Raw genomic sequence first — 20,193 nt, 5'->3', positions numbered from 1 at the left:
AAATTACGACATTAAAACGGACAGACTTATTTAATATTTCCGCTTAAAAATAATCTGTGAATTATGTAACTATAAGTCGGTTCTTTTCAACTTATATTTTGGCATAATAGGTAACTTCTTATCTTTTAATGAGTTTTTTTTTAAATCGCACCACATATGATCACGTCGGCAAAATACTTAATATTAAATTCCTTTTGAACATGAAAATTGCTTTTGTAGCCACATATCCGCCAAGACAATGTGGCATTGGTACTTTTACACATAGTCTCGCTCATGCCATGAAGGATTTTGGCGATGGCACAAACGAATTCATCATTGTAGCAATGACTGATAATGTTGAGACTTATGCATTTCCCCCAGAAGTAAAATTGACGATACACCAAGAGCATCAAACGGACTATTTAGCAGCGGCTGATTTTATTAATCAAAGTGGTGCCGAAGTTTGTATTATTCAACATGAATTTGGGATTTATGGTGGACAAAGTGGCGTCTATATTTTGCCGCTTTTGCATCGGTTACATGTTCCTTTGATTTCATCTTTGCATACCATTCTTGAAACGCCTTCATACATCGAAAAAGCGATTTTAAAACAGGTTTGTAAAATGTCTGATAAATTGGTGGTCATGAGCTATAAGGCGATCCAGTTTCTTAAAGATATTTATGAAATTCCACCCGAAAAAATCGTTCGCATTGAACATGGCGTTCCTGATATTCACTTTAACAAAGAGAAATGCAGAACCGAATTTAAACTAAACGATAAAAAATTTCTTTTTACATTCGGTTTCGTTGGACGCAATAAAGGCATTGAAACTGTCATCAAAGCATTGCCGAAAATTATTGAAAAACACCCAGAAGCCATTTATATCGTTTTAGGTAAAACGCACCCCAATGTCATTAGAGACGAAGGCGAAGAATACAGAAACTATCTACAGTTGCTGATAAAAACACTCAAACTTAGCAATCATGTACTCTTGCTTAATCAATTTGTAGAAGAAAAAGAACTCTTCAAATATTTAGCCGCATGTGATATTTACATTACACCTTATATCAAAGAAGCACAGATAACAAGCGGCACCCTAACTTACGCGATGGGTTCTGGTTGCGCCGTAGTTTCTACTCCGTATTGGCACGCGGCAGAATTGCTTACAGAAAACAAAGGCCGACTTTTTGATTTTAAAGATCAGGATGGATTGGTAAAAATCTTGAATGAATTACTTGACAAACCGGAGATGATGAAGGCTATTCAACAAAAAGCTGCGGCTTATGGTAAGAACATCATCTGGCCAAAAATTGGGGAACGCTATTTACAACTTGCCGAACGATTAATATCTGACCCCGCAAAACCTGAACCGAAAAAGGAAACCGACATCGACCTTTTATTGCTGCCAGCATTTTCGTTATCACATCTTAAACGACTTACAGATGATACTGGCATTATTCAGCATGCCAAATTTGGAATTCCAAATTTAAAGGAAGGTTATTGTTTGGACGATAATGCCCGAGCCCTTCTCATGGTCTGCATGGCCTACAAGCAGAAAAAAAACGAACTTGCTTTAGAATTGATGCCTGTTTACTTGAGCTATATCCACTTTATGCAAAATGCGGATGGCACTTTTCGGAATTTTTTGAGTTTTAATCGGAATTTCCTCGATGAAGTAGGCTCTGAAGATTCTTTTGGAAGAACCATCTGGGTATTGGGTTATCTTATGGGCAATGCCCCCAACGATGCCTATTACCAAGCAGCACGACTGGTTTTTTTCAATGCGGCTCCTAATTTTGTTAATATAAAATCTATTAGAGGTATTGCCAACGCAGTCATTGGCCTTTGCTATTATCTCCAAACAAACCGAGCTGACGATGATATAAAGCTCTCTTTAATAAAGTTGACGGATATTCTTATGGTCAATTTCGAACAAAACCAATCAGAAAATTGGAATTGGTTTGAATCGCTCTTAGCCTATGATAACGGCATTTTACCACTCGCTTTGCTTCATGCATCACAAATATTAGAAAATAAAAAGATCAAAGAAATTGCTTTCGAATCCATGCGTTTTCTTACATCACACACACTCAAAGACGGCTATCTTTCTGTGATTGGGAACAAAGAATGGTTTGTAAAGGACAAAGAGCGATCCATATATGCCCAACAACCAATTGATGCTATGGCGATGGTGCTCATGTACCATCAAGCTTATATTATAACGCAGCAGGCACCATATTTGGAAAAACTGTTCACATCGTTTATGTGGTTTCTTGGTGAAAATGATTTGCGGATGAGTCTTTACGATTTCGAAACCAAAGGCTGTTGTGATGGTTTTGAAGACTATGGTGTTAACCGAAATCAAGGTGCCGAGAGTTTATTGGCCTATCTCATTTCGCATCTTACCGTATTACAGGCTTATGACGAATCCTATCATCTATAGTGAATAAAAAAATCCCAGATATACGAAATATGTCGGATTTTGTAAAATCACTTATTACAACTATTATTACGTTCTAGTTTATCAGCGCTTCAAATAATTCAGACATATCCACCACTGCATAAGTAGTTGAATAATCGGAAACCGCATAAGGTAGAATAAGCTGGTTATTGTGAATCACGGAGCCACATGAATAAACGACATTCGGGACGTACCCTTCACGTTCATTTTCTAAAGGCATAAGCAATGGTTCTTCGAGTCGACCAATTTCTTTGGTAGGATCTCCTAAATCGAATAATGCAGCGCCTATGCAATAGCGACGCATCGGCCCAACACCGTGGGTAATTATTAACCAACCTTTTTCAGTCCAAATGGGAGAGCCACAATTTCCGATTTTAGAAAATTCCCAAGGATACTTAGGCTCCTGAAGAAGAATAGGTTCGGTCCAAAGCGTATTGCGATCAGAAAACATGATATAGTTATTGACGCCGTCTATCCGCGAAAGCATCGCATATTTACCATTTATCTTTTTGGGGAAAAGTGCTAAGTTTTTCCCCAAGGCACCTTTTCCATGAAAAGGCATAATACGGAAGGTACAAAAATCATCGGTAGACAGAAATTTAGGCAAGATGACGTGACCATTGTAAGCAGTATAGGTAGCGTAAAACTTAACTGAACCATCATCATCCACAAAACGAACAAAACGTGCATCTTCTATCCCATTGCTTTCTGATGCTGAAATGGGATAAATGACGCGTTCACTAATGTCCGTATCCTGTTGAAACTCGATATCGTAATAAGAATCTATCAACCACTTAATTTCTTCAAAAGCAAGTCTTTTACCAGTACTGATATTTACATCATTTAAAATTTTAATTACCGCGTTTTTTAAAGTATAATACTCAAAATGCTCATCGAGATTTTCTGCAATTAATTTTGAATACTTGGCAGGGATTTCCATCTCATCCATTTTCTCCATAAATCGTCCCTTGTGATATAATTTTTTATGAGAGATTTCTGCAATATCCATTGACTTACCAATGCTCATTAAATGAAGATCGTTGTTTTTATCGAGAATGCCTCTCCTAAATACAATGGATGAAATATGCCCTTCACCCGTGGCCCTAAATGAAAGTATAACACGTAGTTCTCCCTCTTCCAAATAGGTTTGATCAATGTCAGGAATAATAGAAGGATTAAAAAAAGCAGTCGATTCAATAGCATACTCCATGGTCAGATAGGAACCTATAAGGAGTTTACGGTCATCTGATATCCCTTTAATAGGGATTGACATTTGCTCAATAATAGACACTATCTTACAAAAATGCTTGTTGTATAGCTTTGTGATATTTCGATGTCGATAGGCAAATTCACGCAGTGTTTGGTCTAAAGCTGTTCGTACTTCATCTTCGGTCAACGCAAAGACCAAATTCAGCATATCTTTTGTAGCCTCATCTCCGTTCATGAAATAACGTGCTACTACCCTGCTGGAATCAGGAAGAAAATTTACTTTTTTTCGTGTTACAGGAACCCTCATTTTAAAAAAATTTGAATCTCTAAGTTACGAAAAAGTCAGGTAGAATATTCTTTTATTAAGACAATATTGGCATTGTAAATTCTATTATTTATTAGAATAAATAGTATGTAAATGCCTTAATACAAGAATATATGACAATGAAATTATAGAGGAGATTAATTAGAAAATATAGAGAAAACTGATGAGACTCAATTTGATTAATCAGACTGATTTACGTATATATTTTCAGATAATAAACTTAAAAAACTCAGAATTTCCATGATCTAAACAGAAGTATCTTAAAACGATCTTTTAACAAGTAGATGTGGAATGGCATTTTAAAAACCATTCCACAGATTCTACTTTTAAATTATTCGAAAAGGATTACGCTCAGCAATAGTACTATTTTTTAAGCAACGCTATGTATTCAGGGTGCATGAGGTTGTCTGGACTTAGAATACGATCCAGTTCTTCTTCAGATAGTAACTTTTTTTCCAGAACAAGTTCACGAATTGTTTTTCCAGTTTTCATGGCCTCTTTCCCTAAGGTATCACACATATGATGCCCAATAAAAGGACTCAAAAATGTGATCAGCCCTACCGAGTTGTACACCATTTCTTTAGCGTGATTTTCGTTTGCGGTGATTCCCGAAATACATTTCTCAGCCAGTGAAACAAGGGCGTTGGAAAGCAATTCAATCGATTCAAAAATACACTGTGCAATAACAGGTTCCATAACGTTTAATTGCAATTGTCCTGCTTCAGATGCAAACGAAATCGTAACGTCATTACCAATAATTTTAAAGCAAACTTGATTGACCACCTCAGGGATCACCGGATTGACCTTAGCTGGCATAATAGAAGAACCGGCCTGCATTTCCGGAAGGTTTATTTCATTGAACCCACAACGAGGGCCTGAGGACAACAGTCGTAAGTCATTGCATATTTTAGAAAGCTTGGTAGCCGTTCTTTTTAAAGCTCCAGATATCATTACATAATCTCCACAATCAGAGGTAGCTTCGATTAAATCTTCTGCCTCAACAAAACTCGCCTTCGTGAATTTTTGCAGATAGCCGATTGAAAGTTCCGTAAAACCATTTGGGGCGTTGACGCGTGTACCAATTGCTGTCCCTCCAAGGTTAACTGGCAGGATTAAGTCTCTGCACATTTTCAGGATTTTGGTTTCCTCTTTTAAATTGGTGGACCAAGCATAGAATTCATCGCCAAGCGACATTGGCACGGCATCCTGAAGTTGCGTTCTCCCCATTTTTAGCACCTTTTTAAACTCAGATCCTTTGACGTCCAAAGCCGTGGTAAGAATATTAATTTTTTCAAGAAGATGATTCATGTAATAATAGATCGCTACCCTAAAAGCAGTTGGATAGGCATCATTGGTAGATTGTGATTTGTTTACATGATCATTGGGATGTAAGATATCATAACTCCCTTTTTCATGGCCATTCATGACGAGAGCCACATTGGCAATCACTTCATTGGCATTCATATTGACCGAGGTTCCTGCACCTCCCTGAAACACATCCGATGGGAAATATTCTGAATATCGTTCTAAGTTATTTAAAATTTCATCACAAGCATTGATGATCATATCAGCTCTTTCTGCTGAAACCGTCCCAATATCTTTATTGGCAAATGCACAGGCCTTTTTAGTAATAATTAAGCCTTTTATAAATAAAGGATAATCCCGGATTTTGGAATTTGAGATCTTAAAATTATTAATGGCTCGCTGCGTGTGAATTCCATAATAGACGTCATTGTCTATTTCCAATTCTCCAAGTAAGTCTTCTTCCTTCCTTGTTTTTACAATATTATGTTTTATCATTTATATAATATAGATTTTACTTTAGCACATCAAAAAAACACAACTTGCCATAAAACAGCAAGCTCAACATTAGATTAAAAAAATTAAAATTATGATTTTAAACACATTAGAAGAAAGACTATAAGTACTCTTGTTATGTAGAAAACCAAAGGAATCGATAAAATTAATGAATTAAGTTTAATCCATTATGCTCAATTTAAAGAGAAATTGAATGCACAAGAAAAATTAAATTTCTGTTCGTTTTTATTATGAAAAAAAGTGAATTCACAGGTTTTAGGGTCTTAATTCTTCTAAATCGATAAAGGAAATTGAATTGTGAATTAGCTTTTAAGTTGGAAGGATTTTCTTCTGGATCTTTAACAGTGGTCGAAGTATATAATTATCCATTTTTTGAATCAATGTTTTCCGATTAGAGTTGAGTTGATCTATTAATAGTGATAAAAAAAGGTCTTTCACTGTTTTCGATCCTCAATCTCCTTCATTTCGAGGTTTTTTTGAAAACTATTGCTAAAACATCATAACCTACTTCTATTTATAATTTCACAGCCCTTATTTTCAGTTAATTACGTGTTTAGTCTTTGTTCTTGGTTCTATCAGCGAAGCGGCGGTTACTGAGCTTGTCGAAGTGTCTTAATTCTTTTCCGGACAATAGTGTTTCTGAATATAAAAACATGAAATCATAAATTTCTATAAAAGTTCTTTCCATAACTTTTATTTTCAGAGTCATACCCAACAGGAAATCCTTAAGTAAATAGCGGTTTCTCGTCTATTTTCGCTCAATAAAAACCTATCCACAAAATACTCTTTACCACACTATTTAGCAGAGAGAATTAACTCTATATAATTTTTTAGTTGTCATGTAATCACTAACTTTACTTTGTAAGGAAGCGCTGAACCCTTATCTACACAATCAACAGAAATGTTTTCTATAAGTAAATCTACTTAAATAGATTAAAAGTATAATTAACGGCATTGTAAATGACACCAAATACAGTTGTGTAACATTAGTCACTCAAATTTTAAAACAAATCATGTAATTTTGAAAAATAAAACAAAAAGATGAAATATAAAATAATCATAATTATGGCACTATTCGGCTCGATTTTAGGCGTAACGGCGCAACAAAATAAGGCGTACAAGATTTTAGATGTTCAGAACTTTAAAGACTCTATATCTAATAAAGAAGTACAATTAATCGACGTTAGAACACCCGATGAGTACAACTCTGGTCATATTAAAGATGCGAAAAACATAGATTTCTATTCTGCGGAATTCACAGAAGAATTTAATAAATTGGACAAACAAAAACCCGTTTATATTTATTGCAGAAGCGGAAGCAGAAGCAAACAAAGTGCAGTAAAACTATCCGCCATGGGATTTAAAGAAATATACGATTTAAAAGGAGGCTTCTTGAATTACAACTAAGCTCATGAAAACTTCAATATTAGTACAAAATCTAAAATGTGGCGGGTGTGCGAGTACCATATCGTCCAAAATTTCGACTATTGAAAACATCAGTAATCTCCACATAGATGTAGAAGAAAAAAAGGTATCTTTCAATTATTTGAATGATGCCGATATTTTAATTGTGAAAGAAAAATTAAAGCATCTCGGGTATCCTTCCATAGAAGACAACAATTCTTTGATATCAAAAGCAAATCCTTTGTAAGCTGCGCCACTGGTAAAATCACAAAATAACCTAAGCAAGATGAAAAATGCATTTTTAGTTTTAGTTGTATTGTTTTCTTTTTTCAGCTGTAATCAGGATAAAAAAACCGATTATATTTCAATAGAAAAAAAAGTTGAAATACGCGCCACTCCCGAGAAAACTCCTAAAATAACAACGATTGACACTTTATCTTATGCAGATCGTGGCTTACAATATGCACTAAATACTCAAGCTGTTTTAGGGAAAAACTTGATGCAGGCCATTCAGGAAAATGGAACCTTAGGCGCTTTATCATTTTGTAATGAAAAAGCTTATCCTTTGACGGATAGTATGGCGGTGGTGTATAATGGAAATATAAAACGTGTTTCAGACAAACCTAGAAACCAAAGCAATCAAGCTAATGAGCAAGAGTTGGAATATATAGAAACTTTTAAACAAATTATTGCAAATAAAGAGTCACCCAACCCAATTGTAAAGGACTCAGACACGAAGATTGATACCTATTATCCTATTCTTACAAATGCCATGTGCTTGCAATGCCATGGCCAACCAAATAAGAGCATCGAACCATCTACGCTGAGACAACTTACCCTATTATACCCAAATGATAAAGCCATTGGATATAATGTGAATCAAGTTAGGGGGATTTGGAGCGTGACTTTTGATAAATAAATCCAATATGAGTAAATTTTCAGAAATAATCAATCAAGAAACACCCGTTTTAGTCGACTTCTTTGCTGAATGGTGTGGGCCATGCAAAATGCTGGCTCCGGTTTTAAAAGAGGTCAAAGAAAGCTTAGGAGATGACATATCCATTATAAAAATTGACGTCGATAAAAACCAAGCCTTAGCCGCTAAATATCAAGTCAGAGGAGTGCCTACCATGTTATTGTTTAAAAACGGAAAACAGGTTTGGAGACAATCTGGCCTGCTTAAAAAAGAGGACATTATTAATATCATAAAGACTACCAATTAATGGATTTATCAGAGTCTTTTTGGGACAATCATTATAAAAACGAAGACACAGGTTGGGATTTGGGCGTAATCTCGCCACCTCTTAAATCCTATTTTGATCAATTGACCAATAAGGACTTGAGAATTCTAATTCCGGGAGGCGGCAATTCGTATGAAGCCGAATATCTGCACAATAATGGATTCAAAAATGTGTATGTTGTTGACCTCTCTAATACAGCGCTAAACAATATTAAAATTCGCGTACCGTCATTTCCTGCGGCACATTTAATTCACAAGAATTTTTTCGATTTGGAAATGTCATTTGACCTTATCATTGAACAAACTTTCTTTTGTGCCATAGACCCAAAACTAAGACCGGCTTACACCGCAAAATCCTCTCAATTACTCAATAAAGAAGGAGAAATAGTGGGCTTGCTTTTTGATGACACATTCAGCAATGACAAACCACCATTTGGAGGATGCAAAACAGAATATGTAGGCTATTTTGAACCCTATTTTAATATTTACAAGATGGAACTTGCTTATAATTCACATCCAAAAAGAGATGGAAGAGAATTGTTTTTAAAAGCTCAAAAGAAGAAATAAGCCTTTCTAATTTAAGATGATTGAGGTTTTGAAATCATCCATTAGAAAACTCCAATCCTCGTTTTCAATGGCCTTATTTAGGCTTTATGATATTTAATTATTTTTTTCAAAAAGTTGGAATAAATTTAGACCAAAAGACTCTTAAAAAATTGTATTCAACTCTCATTAATTGAAGTTTTAATTTATAAAAGTTAGTTTACAGTTATTCCCTCAAAATAAACGCATTCTAAAGTAATGTCAAAGTGATATTGATCTTCTTTAATGAGGACTTTGGGTTCGCATAATAAAATAGGGTAATTTGTAAGGTCTAATATTGCCGAAATATATTTCTACTTTCTTTTTGAGAAGAACAAATAGAAATCTCGGATAAGTTTCAAAAATCAATTTTATAGAATAATATGAACACAAAACAACATTGGGAAACCGTTTATGAAAATAAAACTCCCGACCAAGTCAGTTGGACGCAAGAAAAACCAGAAGTTTCTTTGGAATTGATACGAGCGGCTAATTTACCCAAAACGGCCAAAATAATTGACATAGGCGGTGGCGACAGCAAACTCGTCGATTTTTTACTTGAAGAAGGCTATGAAAATATTTCCGTGCTGGACATTTCTGCCAAGGCCCTTGAAAGAGCCAAAAAACGTTTGGGTAAAAGAGCTAATGATGTCAAATGGATTGTATGTAATATAATCGCTTTTCAGCCTACTGAAACTTATGATTTATGGCACGATCGTGCAGCTTTTCATTTTTTGACCACCAAAGAAGATATTCAGAAATATAGGTCCATTGTTAATGAATTTGTTACCGATAGATTGATCATTGGCACCTTTTCAAAGCAAGGCCCTACCAAATGCAGCGGATTGGAAATTTCCCAATATGATGAGATAGGATTGGCAAAAGTTTATGAAAACCACTTTGAAAAAGTAACATGCCTTACAACAGATCATGTGACGCCTTTTGAAACCATACAGAACTTTCAATTCTGCAGTTTTAAAAAGCTGAAATAAAAAAAATATTTTAACTTAAACGGTTACAGCAAATTTTGGCAACCTTTTTTAAACTTATAAAAACTAGAAACTATGAATATTAAGCAATTTGAATACAAACCTCTTGCCCACTATTCCTATGCTATAGTTAGCGATGGCAAGATGGCCGTTATTGATCCAGAAAGAAATCCAGAACAATATTATGCTTTTGCGAAAGCTAACAACGCTAAAATAGTAGCAGTGATCCAAACGCATCCACACGCCGATTTTGTGAGTTCACATCTAGAAATCCATAAAGAAACTGGAGCCACCATCTACAACAGTGAAAAATTGGGCGCTGATTATCCGCACCACGCATTTGACGATGGCGATACAATTGCTTTAGACGAGGTTACCCTGAAAGCCATTAACACTCCTGGACATTCTCCAGATAGTATTACGATAGTGGCTAAAGAAGGAGACAAAACAGCACTATTCACTGGAGACACACTCTTTATTGGCGATGTTGGCCGCCCAGATCTTCGGGAAAAAGTGGGTAATATGAAAGCCAAACGAGAAGAACTGGCCGAAATGATGTACGATACCGTAACAACGAAGTTCACGGATTTACCAGATGATTCCATTGTTTATCCAGCTCATGGTGCCGGTTCACTCTGTGGAAAAAATTTAAGTGAAGCTGCAAGCAGCACTTTGGGCGATGAACGTATGGGCAACTGGGCTTTTAAAAAACAATCCAAAGAGAAATTCATGAACACTTTGCTCGATGGACAACCCTTTATCCCATCTTATTTTGGATTTAATGTGGACATCAATAAAACGGGGGCTAAGAATTTGGAGGCATCGATTGACAAGATCCCTTTCATCGAAAACACTACGGCAACAGGCCTTATTGTTGATATTCGCGATGAAGCTGACTTTAAGAAAGGTCATTTAAAAGGCAGTATTAATATTCAAGCAGTTTCGGATACTGCAAAATTTGAAACTTGGATTGGCTCAATTATTACGCCCAACGAAAAGTTTACTTTGGTTATTGACCATAAAGAAAACAAGGACAAGCTTTTAAATCGTTTAGCCAAAATAGGCTATGAAAGTCAAGTAAGACAAGTCATTACACTGTCAGATGAAAATCTCGTAAAAACACCACAATTGGATTTGGAGGACTTTAAAAAACATCCAGATAATTACACTATCGTTGATATACGCAACCATAGCGAAATCAACGATGGAAAGTTTTTTGAAAAAGCACTCACACATCCATTGAACGAGTTACGCGAAACCGCTAAGACAATTCCGACCAACAAACCAATTGTGGTGCACTGCGCTGGCGGTTATCGTAGTGCAGCAGGAAGCAGCATCCTCGAAAACGAATTGAATGGGATTGAAATTTATGATTTGAGCGACGCTATAGAACAATTCAAAAATTGAGCCTAAAAAAACCCATAAAGGACTATCTTTTTGTATCCATACAATTGGTCATTTTTGTGGCTTATATTTTACCCTTACAAGTATTTCACCTACAACTGCCCGAATGGCTTTGCTATTCGGGTTTAGTGTTTTTTGTACTTGCTGTAATACTTGGGATAGTGGCGCTTCTGCAATTAAACACCAACCTTTCCCCTTTTCCTTCTCCTGTTAGTTCTGGCAAATTGATTACGACTGGAGCATTTGGTATGTCGAGGCATCCCATTTATACTGCTTTTATTTTTTCAGGTTTTGGATATGCCATCTACACCTTGTCGCTATATAAGTTTTTGATAACCCTTCTGCTTTTCGTCTTATTTTACTTTAAATCCGTTTATGAGGAAAAGTTATTAAGCGAGAAATTTCCAGAGTATAAAGCCTATAAAAAAAGAACAAGACGCTTTATTTGAATTAAAGACTTTAAAACTTTTCTGTTACAGTTTGGCTAAAGCCCTTTGCTCTTCTACATTTTCATACCCCAAGCTAAAGCTCGGATCTATTGATGATAGCTCCAGAAAAGTTCTATAATTTAATTTGAGCTAAAACTTTCCCGCTGATAGTGGTTGACCTTTTTTTATTTTGACCTTTGGACTTCCAGTTATCCTAATCGAAATCAAAATCTTTAGACGACAAAACTAACTTTAAGTTTTCTATAGCACAATCCTTTCAAGTTTTAAAAAGATGAACTGAACGATCAATCATTCTCAATCTGAGACATATATTTGAAAATAAAAACCCAAATCAGATTTAACTTCTGAATTGGGTTTTCATGCTTTTCATCTAATTAAATCACTTCTATGGATTAAAGTGCCACAGGTTTTTAAAACAGACTGAAAGTCTGTTGAATTCGTGAAATTTATAGTAAATCCTTTAGGCTGTATTTTTAGAGATCAAGTAAATTTTTGAAAATTCGTGTCAAAAATTTTTAGAAGCTAAAGTGAAATACACTAAAGCACAATTTCAACTTAATTCGAAACCTACAAATCTATTTTAAACTCCTCAAAAAATCCTTGAATTTCGAATCGTTATAATCAGCCATTCCTTTATGGGTCAAGGCTAAGTTTCCTTGCGCATCAATCACATAAGTTGTAGGAATTGCAGATGAGTTGTACATCGCGGGGATATTACTGGCCGGCGCATAAATAGGCAAATTATAACCTTTACGTTTGTCATAAGCTTTTGCCGATTCAAAGTCTTGGTCGAGCGATAACATGACAAAAGCAACTTCGCCTCCCATTTCTTCATGCAACTTATTGATGCTCGGCATTTCGGCAATACACGGCGGACACCAAGTCGCCCAAAAATTCATGAAAATGACCTTGCCTTTCATTGCTTCCAAAGAAGTAACATTTCCATCCCTATCCATTAATTTCAGATTAAAATCTGCTTTGATAGGACTTGGCATTTCTGCGGTTTCATTATCAATATGACGCGCTTCCGTAATGTCCTTCACATTAGGATTCATCAAACCGGTAGCGAGTAATCCACGTTGTGCAAAACCGATGACTTCAGTGTGCATTCCGGTGGCGTAAAGTGTAATGGCGACGATGGCAAAAACGCCGTATTGGATCCATGTTTTTTTCGTGCTCTTGTCTGTTTTATCTTTTTTCATACTATTTTTATTTTTTATTGAAATTCATAATTAGTTCCTGGTACTGTCGAAAATGAATAGATCCCTAAATAATCACAATACGCGCGGCCATCTATTTTTGGCGAAACCGGCGAGTGTTTAGCGAGATATTCTTCTATCGCCTCGTGGATGGTATAATCCATTTCTTTAACATCTTTTACATTTGACATTCTACATAAATTATCAATGGGATCGCCAGGACGCACGCACGCAGAAATCGTGTAATATTGGTCGTCCTGCATTTCCTCGCCTTTTACTGTAATTTTCGAAATACGTTGTCCTTTCTCATTCTGGCTTTTAAAATCGACCTCCATTCCTGAGAATCGAACCAGCCAACCTCCAAAACGTTCGGCTGGATTTTGAGCGAAGGCGTTGTGCATTTCCTTTTCTAACCAGTCCTTGATTTGTTTTCCGGTTGCTTTTCCCGTTTTGACATTTTCGTTGACGGGCAATAAATTCCAAAGGTTGGCGCGGGTAATTGGTGCTGGCTTTCCATCTTTTGGCACAATAGGATTTCCAAATCGGAAGCCGTTTGAAATCGCAATATCCGCGCCTGTTTTCCAACGTGCCGCATCCGTAAATAAATTATCCATAGGATTTTCAACGGTCAAATAACGATAGATCGGCGTATTTGTATAACCAACAATAGTTTCCAAATGGTCTTTATAGGGTGCTTTTTCCTGATCTACTAATGCCCGAATTTTTTCATCAGCAGGAAAAACTTCGGGATCAACGTCAATTAATTCGTAATCATCGCCCACCAATTTACCATCGACAAAATGAAGCGTTAATTTCCCCACGAAAGATCCAAAGGCACCGGGTTCAGTAACCTTTGCATATTTACCTTGAATCATTTCACGAACACGTTCATGTGTATCATTACCCAAAACGTAATCGGCATGCTCAGCAATCGGACTGTTGGCAAGTTCGACCTGTTTAAAAATTCCGATATGCGTCAACAAGAAAATAACATCAGCTTTTTCCTTAAATTTGACATCATCAACCAATTGCTTCACACTATTATCCAATCCAGTAAAAGCAATGCCTTCACTAAAAATCGGGTTCTGTCTGATGGGCACATCCGGATCGTTGATGCCTATAAAAGCCAATCGGATGCCGCCAATTTCCTTAATCGTATAGGCCGGAAACAAAGGTTCGTTATCTACATCATGATACATGTTTTGGACGATAATTTCGGTGTCAAAATTCTGCATCACTTCCATCATGATAGCTTTTCCATAAACGACTTCCCAGTTCCCTGGAATAATCACATCATAGCCCATGTTTTTGATGATGTTCGACATGACTTTACCATCTGACAACGCAGCATAGCCACTTCCTTGAATCAAGTCGCCACCATCAACAATGAGTGTTCGTCCAGGATTCTTTTCACGCTCTTGATCAAAAATAGTTTTGATGTGCGCCAATCCACCACGCTCTTTAAAGGCGATTTCTCCATTTTCCCAAAACAGTTCGGGATGTGAATCCAATTGTCCGTGAATATCGGCTGTTTGAAGGATAGTAATACTGATGGTATCCTTCGAAGTTGCATTAGCGTCTGCAGCAGCATTCGTTTTTTCTGACTTACAGGAAGCCGATATAGCAAATATTCCCAAGAGGCCAATTGCCACCAAAATAGTTGTTTTAAAATTCTTCATCATTACAGACTTAAGCTTTTATATCCCTTTTTTTGAAGTTGAAAATTGTACAGAATTCCGTTTTCTACAATCGTCATTTTACTAGGAATTTTTGATTTATCTACTTTGAATTTATGGAGCGAAAAACCACAAGCAATTAATTGTACGCCAGATTTTTCAGCTTTTTCAATGAATTGATCCATTTTTTCAGCTTCGGTAATCTCGCCAATATCCTTCCCACAAATAATGACTTGAAAGTCACCAAACGCATCGCCTTCTTCGGCTTTTAAAGCTTCAGCAGTGAAGATTATAGGTTGTAATTGCGGTACTTTGGTGGTGAGCACCACATAGTTATTTTTGTTGCTATCCATTTGCTGCGCTTGTATATCAGCAGTGGTAAATAGGCTAAACATTAAAAAAGATTGAACTGAATATATATGTTTTCATTTTGATTTATTTAGAAGGTTATCGGTGTCGTTCAGTATAAAAAAAAGAAGTCCGCCAAAAATTGCAATGTTTTTAAATAGAGGTCCAAGTGTGGCCATTTGACCGACCTGAACCGTTAAAGTGATGGGAATTAAAACCGCCATCAATAGCATTGCCGCCCATTTGGTTTTATAGCCCATAAGAAATGAAAACCCTGCGACCAACATGGCAATCCCTGAGAGAATGATCAGCCATTGCGGATCTCCAAAAAAATGAGTAAAGGCCTTGAAGTTGCCATGCTCTATGCGTTGCGCTGTTTTTTCAACTTCAAGCAAATGGTTCAGGCCAGCAACTAAAAAAATGCCGCTTACCGCAATGCGCAATAGCTGAATGGAACGGCGACTGATTGAAACTTTTGTCGTCATTATAAAATGAAATAAAGAGTTGTTGATATGGATTGGTTACTTTCCGTAATAGTTTATCCTGCTCTTTTTCTGCAGAAAAACAGAACTACTACGTGAATACCAACTTTAATTTTTTAAGAAAAATGGAATTAGGCCAGCCGAGGTGGTGGCGACACGCTATCTAGGTAGCGGAAACTTAATCTTGATGTGAAATGATTATCTGAAACTGAAATGGGATTTGAAAAATGCGCATCCCATGCAAATAACTCAAATTGAAACTTAGACGAACAATTCCCATCTAACGTTATCATTTGCGTTTCGATGTGATCTTGTTGTGAAAAACTAGAAGTATCATTCGTTTTTTTAATCGAATTCTTTTTCTCACAATGCGGATTTACAAAAGTGATGTCACTTCCGCTAAAAATAATATTCAGGCCATACGCATCTACGGCAACAAATTTTGCCAAAAATATGCATGTCAACACCACCGCTATGTAAGTTTTAGTTTTCAATTAGCACAAACATAAGAAAAGGATAGGCTTTATATGTAACCTTTGTTACCTAGCTGAGTTAAATAGTGCCAAATAAAAAAGATTCTATCCTTTTGAGGCGACAGAATCTCTTTACTTTTAACTGTTAACCAATTAATAGCGTTGTTTTGTAACAATTATTAATCGGCTCTATTGTGGATAAATGACTATTTTACTCACCTTTGGAAAGTGTTTTTCCATTTTTGCTGGAAGTCTATCTAACTGGCCAAAATGCGACGTATAACCTCTACGCGCTGACACCAAGACGATCAAATCGGTATCTAAAATTTCCCTAGTAAGAATCAGAAAATCTTCCCATGCACTGAACTGTTGATAATTCAAACTTAAGGTTACTTTATTTTCCTTCGCAAAGTTCAATATTGCAGTATGGGTTTCTTCTGTACAATTCAGAGTGATTGGCAAGGATAACTCTACAGATAATTTGGCGATTTTATTAACCCAATGCGCAAAACCTTCTTCAAATTCTGCGTTTGGAGGTGCAATCACAAATAATCTTTTGTGATTTACCAATGGCATTTGAAAGTCACATATAAAGAGTGTTTTATCGGTGTTTTCAAGGATACTTTCCATTTTATCCCCAATCAATTTATCCAAGAATCCTGTTTTTTGAGGCCAACCCAATAAAATAATATCAGCCATGATTTCCTTCGCGGTCCTTGATATGCCACTCGCTGGGTTATGATCAATAGTCGCGATTATTTTGGCTTGAGTATCAGAGGCTGTGGTTTCCTTAATAAACCTTTCTAGACCTTGTTTCGCCTTAATAATTGTTTTTTCGGCTGCATCGGTATTTGGAACTACCGTCAATATAGAAAGTGGATTGCTCGATTTTTTATCCTTTATTAAAACTGCAAAATCTAAAACTTTGTCAATATTGATCAAGTTTGCAATGGGAATAAGAATGGATTCTCGGTCCGGGCCTGAACCTAAACTCAAATTCTCATCTTCATCAGAATTCCGAATGATATCCTTAACTGCACTTTCGGTGGCAAATGATGCTATAATACAGGTCACAAGAATCAAGACCACAGTGCCGTTTAAAATATTAGAATCTAGAATTCCTGCTTTATATCCTACTAAAATAACAGCTAATGTGGCAGCGGCATGCGCACTGCTCAATCCGAAAATCAATTTACGTTGGCCTTTTGAAAATCTAAAAATGATTTGGGTCAAAAATGCTGCCAACCATTTTCCGAAAATTGCGACAACCGTTAAGGTTCCTGCAATAATCAGTGCCATTGGGCCACTCATAATTACACTAATATCCACTATCATCCCAACACTGATAAGGAAAAATGGAATAAACAACGAGTTTCCAATAAACTCAATACGGTTCATTAAGGCTGATGAATGTGGGATCAACTTATTAAGTGCCAATCCGGCAACGAAGGCGCCAATAATAGCCTCCAATCCTGCGATTTCAGCTAAAAACGCGGAAAAGAAAACTACCGATAACACAAAGATATAATGCGAATGCTTTTCACTCTCCAGTTTTCTAAAAAACCATTTTGCAATTCGTGGAATGACCAAAAACATAAACGCCGAAAACAATACTAAGGAGATTCCTAAACGAATCCAAAATTCCTGGGTGAGTCCGCCATCGTGAGACCCTAAAATAACGGCCAGCATAATAAGAACGGCAGTATCTGTTAAAATCGTTCCGCCTACCGTTATGGCAACCGCCACGTTTTTTGTTAGACCCAACTTGCTCACTATAGGATAAGTTACTAAAGTATGCGTGGCAAACATGCTTGAGGTCAATAAACTTGCATTAAAATCGAATCCTAACAAATACCGACATACGGGGAATCCAACGGCAAGAGGTATTGAAAACGTAAGTAAACCAAATAACAAGCTCTTATTTCGAGTGACCTTGAATTCGTTTAAATCTAACTCCAACCCGGCGATAAACATGATGTAAAGCAAACCGATTGTGGAAAAAACGTCAACAAAAAGGCTTTTTTCCAAAATATTTAAACCTGCGGGGCCAATGATAATTCCCGATATAATCAATCCAATAATTCCGGGAATTCTTATTCTCTGCAATAATACGGGCGCCAACAAAATAATAAAGAGTATCAATGAAAAGATCAATACAGGATTTTGAAGCGGTAATTGGAATTGTTCTCTAAGTAAATTTATTATAGCGTCCATGTTATATAGGCAAATAAAATATTAGTCCGAAACAAAGCGATAAATCAACATTAAAGTGTTATTTCAGAATTAAAAACTCGAACTCAAGGTTTTTTGTTAGCTATCGTACGGGATTTTGGTAAATGATTTGCCAAAAATACAACTCAAAATGAAATAATGTACGGTAATTTTGAAATACAAATTTAAAAATGCTCTATTTTTTATCCATCACATAACATCTTTGACACCTATAATAATAGACACAAACGTATTCAAACACCTCACAACCACAAAAGTACATCCTTTCCTCCTAAGCTAAATCTCCAATGCAAACCTATACATAGGTTCTACAAAAGTCGACTTCTTAATATTAGCTTGTCTTGACCGTTTAACTCATAATACATGGAAACAATTGGAAAGGGATTATGAATATGGGTGATTTGTAACCAATGTTACCGCAAATAACATTTAAGCACCCTATTTTTGGCCCATAACACAAGCGTATGGAATTACTAGAAGTCTTCGGATATATAAGTGCCTTGGCAATTGGCATCTCATTAGGGCTCATTGGTGGCGGCGGCTCCATTTTGGCCGTTCCTGTTTTGGCCTACTTATTCTCCATAGATGAAAAAGCAGCCACCGCATATTCTTTATTCATTGTGGGAGCTAGCTCATTGGTTGGCGGCATAAAACAACACATGAAAGGCTATGTCGATTGGAAGACTGCCATTGTATTTGGGATTCCTTCGATTATCGGAGTCACACTGGTACGCTACTTCGTCATACCGATTCTCCCCCATGTTTTCTTTACCGTGGGAGACTTCGAATTTACCCGACGTATGGGAATGTTCGGTTTTTTTGCGGTATTAATGATTCCCGCAGCATTTTCGATGCTCAAACAAAGAAAAGAGAAGGCTATACATCCCGACGAAAAAGTGACCTATAATTATCCTTTGATATTGATTGAAGGACTCGTGGTAGGCGCTATTACAGGAATGATTGGCGCTGGTGGCGGATTTTTAATTATACCTGCGCTTGTATTATTAGCAAATGTAGACATGAAAGTGGCTGTTGGCACCTCTTTAATTATTATAGCCTTCAAATCTGTGCTTGGCTTCTTTTTGGGAGATGCCTTAAGGATGAGCATTGATTGGTCTTTCTTAATGGTCTTTACAGGCCTTTCCTTTGTCGGGATTTTTATCGGCAGCTATCTAGGGAGTTTTATCGATGGTGATAAACTGAAAAAGGGCTTTGGGTATTTTATTTTCGCCATGGCCATCTTCATTTTCTATATGGAATTTATAGTACAACAGTAATTTGTAAACTTTGCTACTGTATGTCCCACAAGTATTTCTTAAATTTATACAAGATTAAAATTAATTGTTAAAATTTATTATTATGGAAAAAAATTTAGAATTACAGCAAGTAAACTCAATGCCAAGAATCGGCGATATGGCTCCAGACTTTGAAGCCGTTACCACAAAAGGGAAAATAAAACTTTCAGATTTCGCCAAAGACAAATGGATTGTTATGTTCTCCCATCCGGCCGATTTCACGCCAGTTTGTACAACAGAATTGAGTGGATTTGCTTCTAGAAAATCTGAGTTTGACGCTTTAAATACTGAACTTTTAGGATTAAGTATTGACAGTATCCACGCCCATTTAGGCTGGGTTCAAAATGTAAGAGAAAACACAGGGGTTTACTTCGACTTTCCAATCATTGCCGATATCGATATGAACGTAGCGAAGCTTTACGGGATGTTACAACCTAATGAAAGTGAAACCGCTGCGGTTCGTGCCGTCTTTTTTATAGATCCAAGTAAAAAAATCAGATTGATCATGTACTATCCATTAAATGTGGGTCGTAATATGAATGAAATCTTACGTGTTCTTGAAGCCATGCAAATTTCAGACGAGCATAAAGTAGCCATGCCATTAGATTGGAAAAAAGGAGATAAAGT

At 36.5% G+C, this 20,193-nt stretch carries 19 protein-coding genes; 11 read left to right on the top strand and 8 right to left on the bottom strand.

The genetic code is table 11. The features are described 5' to 3' along the window. Nucleotides 1-200 precede the first annotated feature (200 nt). Nucleotides 201-2,423, top strand: coding sequence for a glycosyltransferase family 4 protein (locus ABIQ28_RS14955; RefSeq protein ID WP_348038720.1), 2,223 nt, complete (start codon nucleotides 201-203; stop codon nucleotides 2,421-2,423). Nucleotides 2,424-2,496: 73 nt separating this feature from the next. Here ABIQ28_RS14955 and ABIQ28_RS14950 read toward each other — a convergent pair whose 3' ends face one another. Both ABIQ28_RS14950 and aspA read right to left on the bottom strand, forming a co-directional pair. Beyond that, nucleotides 2,497-3,957, bottom strand: a complete 1,461-nt coding sequence (locus tag ABIQ28_RS14950) for a glycoside hydrolase family 130 protein (RefSeq protein ID WP_348038718.1) — start codon at nucleotides 3,955-3,957, stop codon at nucleotides 2,497-2,499. 381 nt (nucleotides 3,958-4,338) lie between these two features. Then, nucleotides 4,339-5,772 (bottom strand): aspartate ammonia-lyase, encoded by a 1,434-nt coding sequence (gene aspA, locus ABIQ28_RS14945; RefSeq protein WP_348038738.1) that lies wholly within the window; start codon nucleotides 5,770-5,772, stop codon nucleotides 4,339-4,341. A 1,086-nt stretch (nucleotides 5,773-6,858) separates the two neighbouring features. Here aspA and ABIQ28_RS14940 point away from each other — a divergent pair. The 8 genes from ABIQ28_RS14940 (at nucleotide 6,859) to ABIQ28_RS14905 (ending at nucleotide 11,861) form a co-directional block, all read left to right on the top strand. Then, nucleotides 6,859-7,200, top strand: a complete 342-nt coding sequence (locus ABIQ28_RS14940; RefSeq protein WP_348038716.1) for a rhodanese-like domain-containing protein — start codon at nucleotides 6,859-6,861, stop codon at nucleotides 7,198-7,200. 4 nt (nucleotides 7,201-7,204) lie between these two features. After that, entirely contained in the window at nucleotides 7,205-7,444 is a 240-nt protein-coding gene (locus ABIQ28_RS14935) for a heavy-metal-associated domain-containing protein (RefSeq protein ID WP_348038714.1), read from the top strand. 39 nt (nucleotides 7,445-7,483) lie between these two features. Further along, on the top strand, nucleotides 7,484-8,116 hold the full coding sequence (locus tag ABIQ28_RS14930; protein ID WP_348038710.1) for a DUF3365 domain-containing protein: 633 nt from the start codon (nucleotides 7,484-7,486) through the stop codon (nucleotides 8,114-8,116). Nucleotides 8,117-8,123: 7 nt separating this feature from the next. After that, entirely contained in the window at nucleotides 8,124-8,420 is a 297-nt protein-coding gene (gene trxA, locus ABIQ28_RS14925; protein ID WP_348038708.1) for a thioredoxin, read from the top strand. Further along, entirely contained in the window at nucleotides 8,420-9,004 is a 585-nt protein-coding gene (locus tag ABIQ28_RS14920; protein ID WP_348038706.1) for a methyltransferase domain-containing protein, read from the top strand. Before trxA ends, ABIQ28_RS14920 begins: the two co-directional genes overlap by 1 nt. Nucleotides 9,005-9,402: 398 nt before the next feature. Further along, on the top strand, nucleotides 9,403-10,011 hold the full coding sequence (locus tag ABIQ28_RS14915; protein ID WP_348038704.1) for a class I SAM-dependent methyltransferase: 609 nt from the start codon (nucleotides 9,403-9,405) through the stop codon (nucleotides 10,009-10,011). Between the two features lie 72 nt (nucleotides 10,012-10,083). Beyond that, the gene (locus ABIQ28_RS14910) at nucleotides 10,084-11,415 is read left to right on the top strand and encodes a rhodanese-like domain-containing protein (RefSeq protein WP_348038702.1); all 1,332 of its coding nucleotides are present in this window, start codon (nucleotides 10,084-10,086) and stop codon (nucleotides 11,413-11,415) included. Further along, nucleotides 11,412-11,861, top strand: a complete 450-nt coding sequence (locus tag ABIQ28_RS14905; protein WP_348038700.1) for an isoprenylcysteine carboxylmethyltransferase family protein — start codon at nucleotides 11,412-11,414, stop codon at nucleotides 11,859-11,861. The genes ABIQ28_RS14910 and ABIQ28_RS14905 overlap by 4 nt, the downstream gene beginning before the upstream one ends. Nucleotides 11,862-12,436: 575 nt before the next feature. Here ABIQ28_RS14905 and ABIQ28_RS14900 read toward each other — a convergent pair. The 6 genes from ABIQ28_RS14900 to ABIQ28_RS14875 all read right to left on the bottom strand — a co-directional run bounded on the left by ABIQ28_RS14900 (nucleotide 12,437) and on the right by ABIQ28_RS14875 (nucleotide 18,253). Then, nucleotides 12,437-13,063, bottom strand: coding sequence for a TlpA disulfide reductase family protein (locus tag ABIQ28_RS14900; RefSeq protein ID WP_348038698.1), 627 nt, complete (start codon nucleotides 13,061-13,063; stop codon nucleotides 12,437-12,439). Nucleotides 13,064-13,077: 14 nt separating this feature from the next. Beyond that, on the bottom strand, nucleotides 13,078-14,739 hold the full coding sequence (locus ABIQ28_RS14895) for a bifunctional metallophosphatase/5'-nucleotidase (protein ID WP_348038736.1): 1,662 nt from the start codon (nucleotides 14,737-14,739) through the stop codon (nucleotides 13,078-13,080). 2 nt (nucleotides 14,740-14,741) lie between these two features. Further along, on the bottom strand, nucleotides 14,742-15,131 hold the full coding sequence (locus ABIQ28_RS14890; protein ID WP_348038696.1) for a sulfur reduction protein DsrE: 390 nt from the start codon (nucleotides 15,129-15,131) through the stop codon (nucleotides 14,742-14,744). A 30-nt stretch (nucleotides 15,132-15,161) separates the two neighbouring features. Next, a complete protein-coding gene (locus ABIQ28_RS14885; RefSeq protein WP_348038694.1) occupies nucleotides 15,162-15,569 on the bottom strand; it encodes a DoxX family protein in 408 nt (135 codons plus the stop codon). Nucleotides 15,570-15,697: 128 nt separating this feature from the next. Then, nucleotides 15,698-16,015 carry a hypothetical protein gene (locus tag ABIQ28_RS14880; protein ID WP_348038692.1) on the bottom strand — a complete coding sequence of 106 codons (318 nt, stop codon included), beginning with the start codon at nucleotides 16,013-16,015 and terminating at the stop codon, nucleotides 15,698-15,700. A 213-nt stretch (nucleotides 16,016-16,228) separates the two neighbouring features. Then, nucleotides 16,229-18,253, bottom strand: coding sequence for a cation:proton antiporter (locus ABIQ28_RS14875; RefSeq protein ID WP_348038690.1), 2,025 nt, complete (start codon nucleotides 18,251-18,253; stop codon nucleotides 16,229-16,231). Nucleotides 18,254-18,735: 482 nt separating this feature from the next. On the opposite strand from ABIQ28_RS14875, the gene ABIQ28_RS14870 reads away from it, so the two are divergent. Continuing rightward, nucleotides 18,736-19,548 (top strand): sulfite exporter TauE/SafE family protein, encoded by an 813-nt coding sequence (locus ABIQ28_RS14870; protein WP_348038688.1) that lies wholly within the window; start codon nucleotides 18,736-18,738, stop codon nucleotides 19,546-19,548. 82 nt (nucleotides 19,549-19,630) lie between these two features. Next, the coding region (locus ABIQ28_RS14865; protein ID WP_348038686.1) for a peroxiredoxin at nucleotides 19,631-20,193 on the top strand (563 nt) is incomplete at its 3' end.

The sequence above is a fragment of the Gelidibacter sp. genome, assembly GCF_039916245.1.
GTDB lineage: Bacteria > Bacteroidota > Bacteroidia > Flavobacteriales > Flavobacteriaceae > Gelidibacter.
This window is presented reverse-complemented; position numbering and strand designations above follow the sequence as displayed.

Coding starts and splice junctions, on each gene's coding strand:
- ABIQ28_RS14915 (WP_348038704.1), top strand. CDS start 9,403: ATGAACACAAAACAACATTGGGAAACCGTTTATGAAAATAAAACTCCC.
- ABIQ28_RS14875 (WP_348038690.1), bottom strand. CDS start 18,253: ATGGACGCTATAATAAATTTACTTAGAGAACAATTCCAATTACCGCTT.
- ABIQ28_RS14910 (WP_348038702.1), top strand. CDS start 10,084: ATGAATATTAAGCAATTTGAATACAAACCTCTTGCCCACTATTCCTAT.
- ABIQ28_RS14935 (WP_348038714.1), top strand. CDS start 7,205: ATGAAAACTTCAATATTAGTACAAAATCTAAAATGTGGCGGGTGTGCG.
- ABIQ28_RS14870 (WP_348038688.1), top strand. CDS start 18,736: ATGGAATTACTAGAAGTCTTCGGATATATAAGTGCCTTGGCAATTGGC.
- ABIQ28_RS14885 (WP_348038694.1), bottom strand. CDS start 15,569: ATGACGACAAAAGTTTCAATCAGTCGCCGTTCCATTCAGCTATTGCGC.
- ABIQ28_RS14950 (WP_348038718.1), bottom strand. CDS start 3,957: ATGAGGGTTCCTGTAACACGAAAAAAAGTAAATTTTCTTCCTGATTCC.
- ABIQ28_RS14890 (WP_348038696.1), bottom strand. CDS start 15,131: ATGTTTAGCCTATTTACCACTGCTGATATACAAGCGCAGCAAATGGAT.
- ABIQ28_RS14920 (WP_348038706.1), top strand. CDS start 8,420: ATGGATTTATCAGAGTCTTTTTGGGACAATCATTATAAAAACGAAGAC.
- ABIQ28_RS14940 (WP_348038716.1), top strand. CDS start 6,859: ATGGCACTATTCGGCTCGATTTTAGGCGTAACGGCGCAACAAAATAAG.
- ABIQ28_RS14895 (WP_348038736.1), bottom strand. CDS start 14,739: ATGAAGAATTTTAAAACAACTATTTTGGTGGCAATTGGCCTCTTGGGA.
- ABIQ28_RS14900 (WP_348038698.1), bottom strand. CDS start 13,063: ATGAAAAAAGATAAAACAGACAAGAGCACGAAAAAAACATGGATCCAA.
- ABIQ28_RS14955 (WP_348038720.1), top strand. CDS start 201: ATGAAAATTGCTTTTGTAGCCACATATCCGCCAAGACAATGTGGCATT.
- ABIQ28_RS14930 (WP_348038710.1), top strand. CDS start 7,484: ATGAAAAATGCATTTTTAGTTTTAGTTGTATTGTTTTCTTTTTTCAGC.
- trxA (WP_348038708.1), top strand. CDS start 8,124: ATGAGTAAATTTTCAGAAATAATCAATCAAGAAACACCCGTTTTAGTC.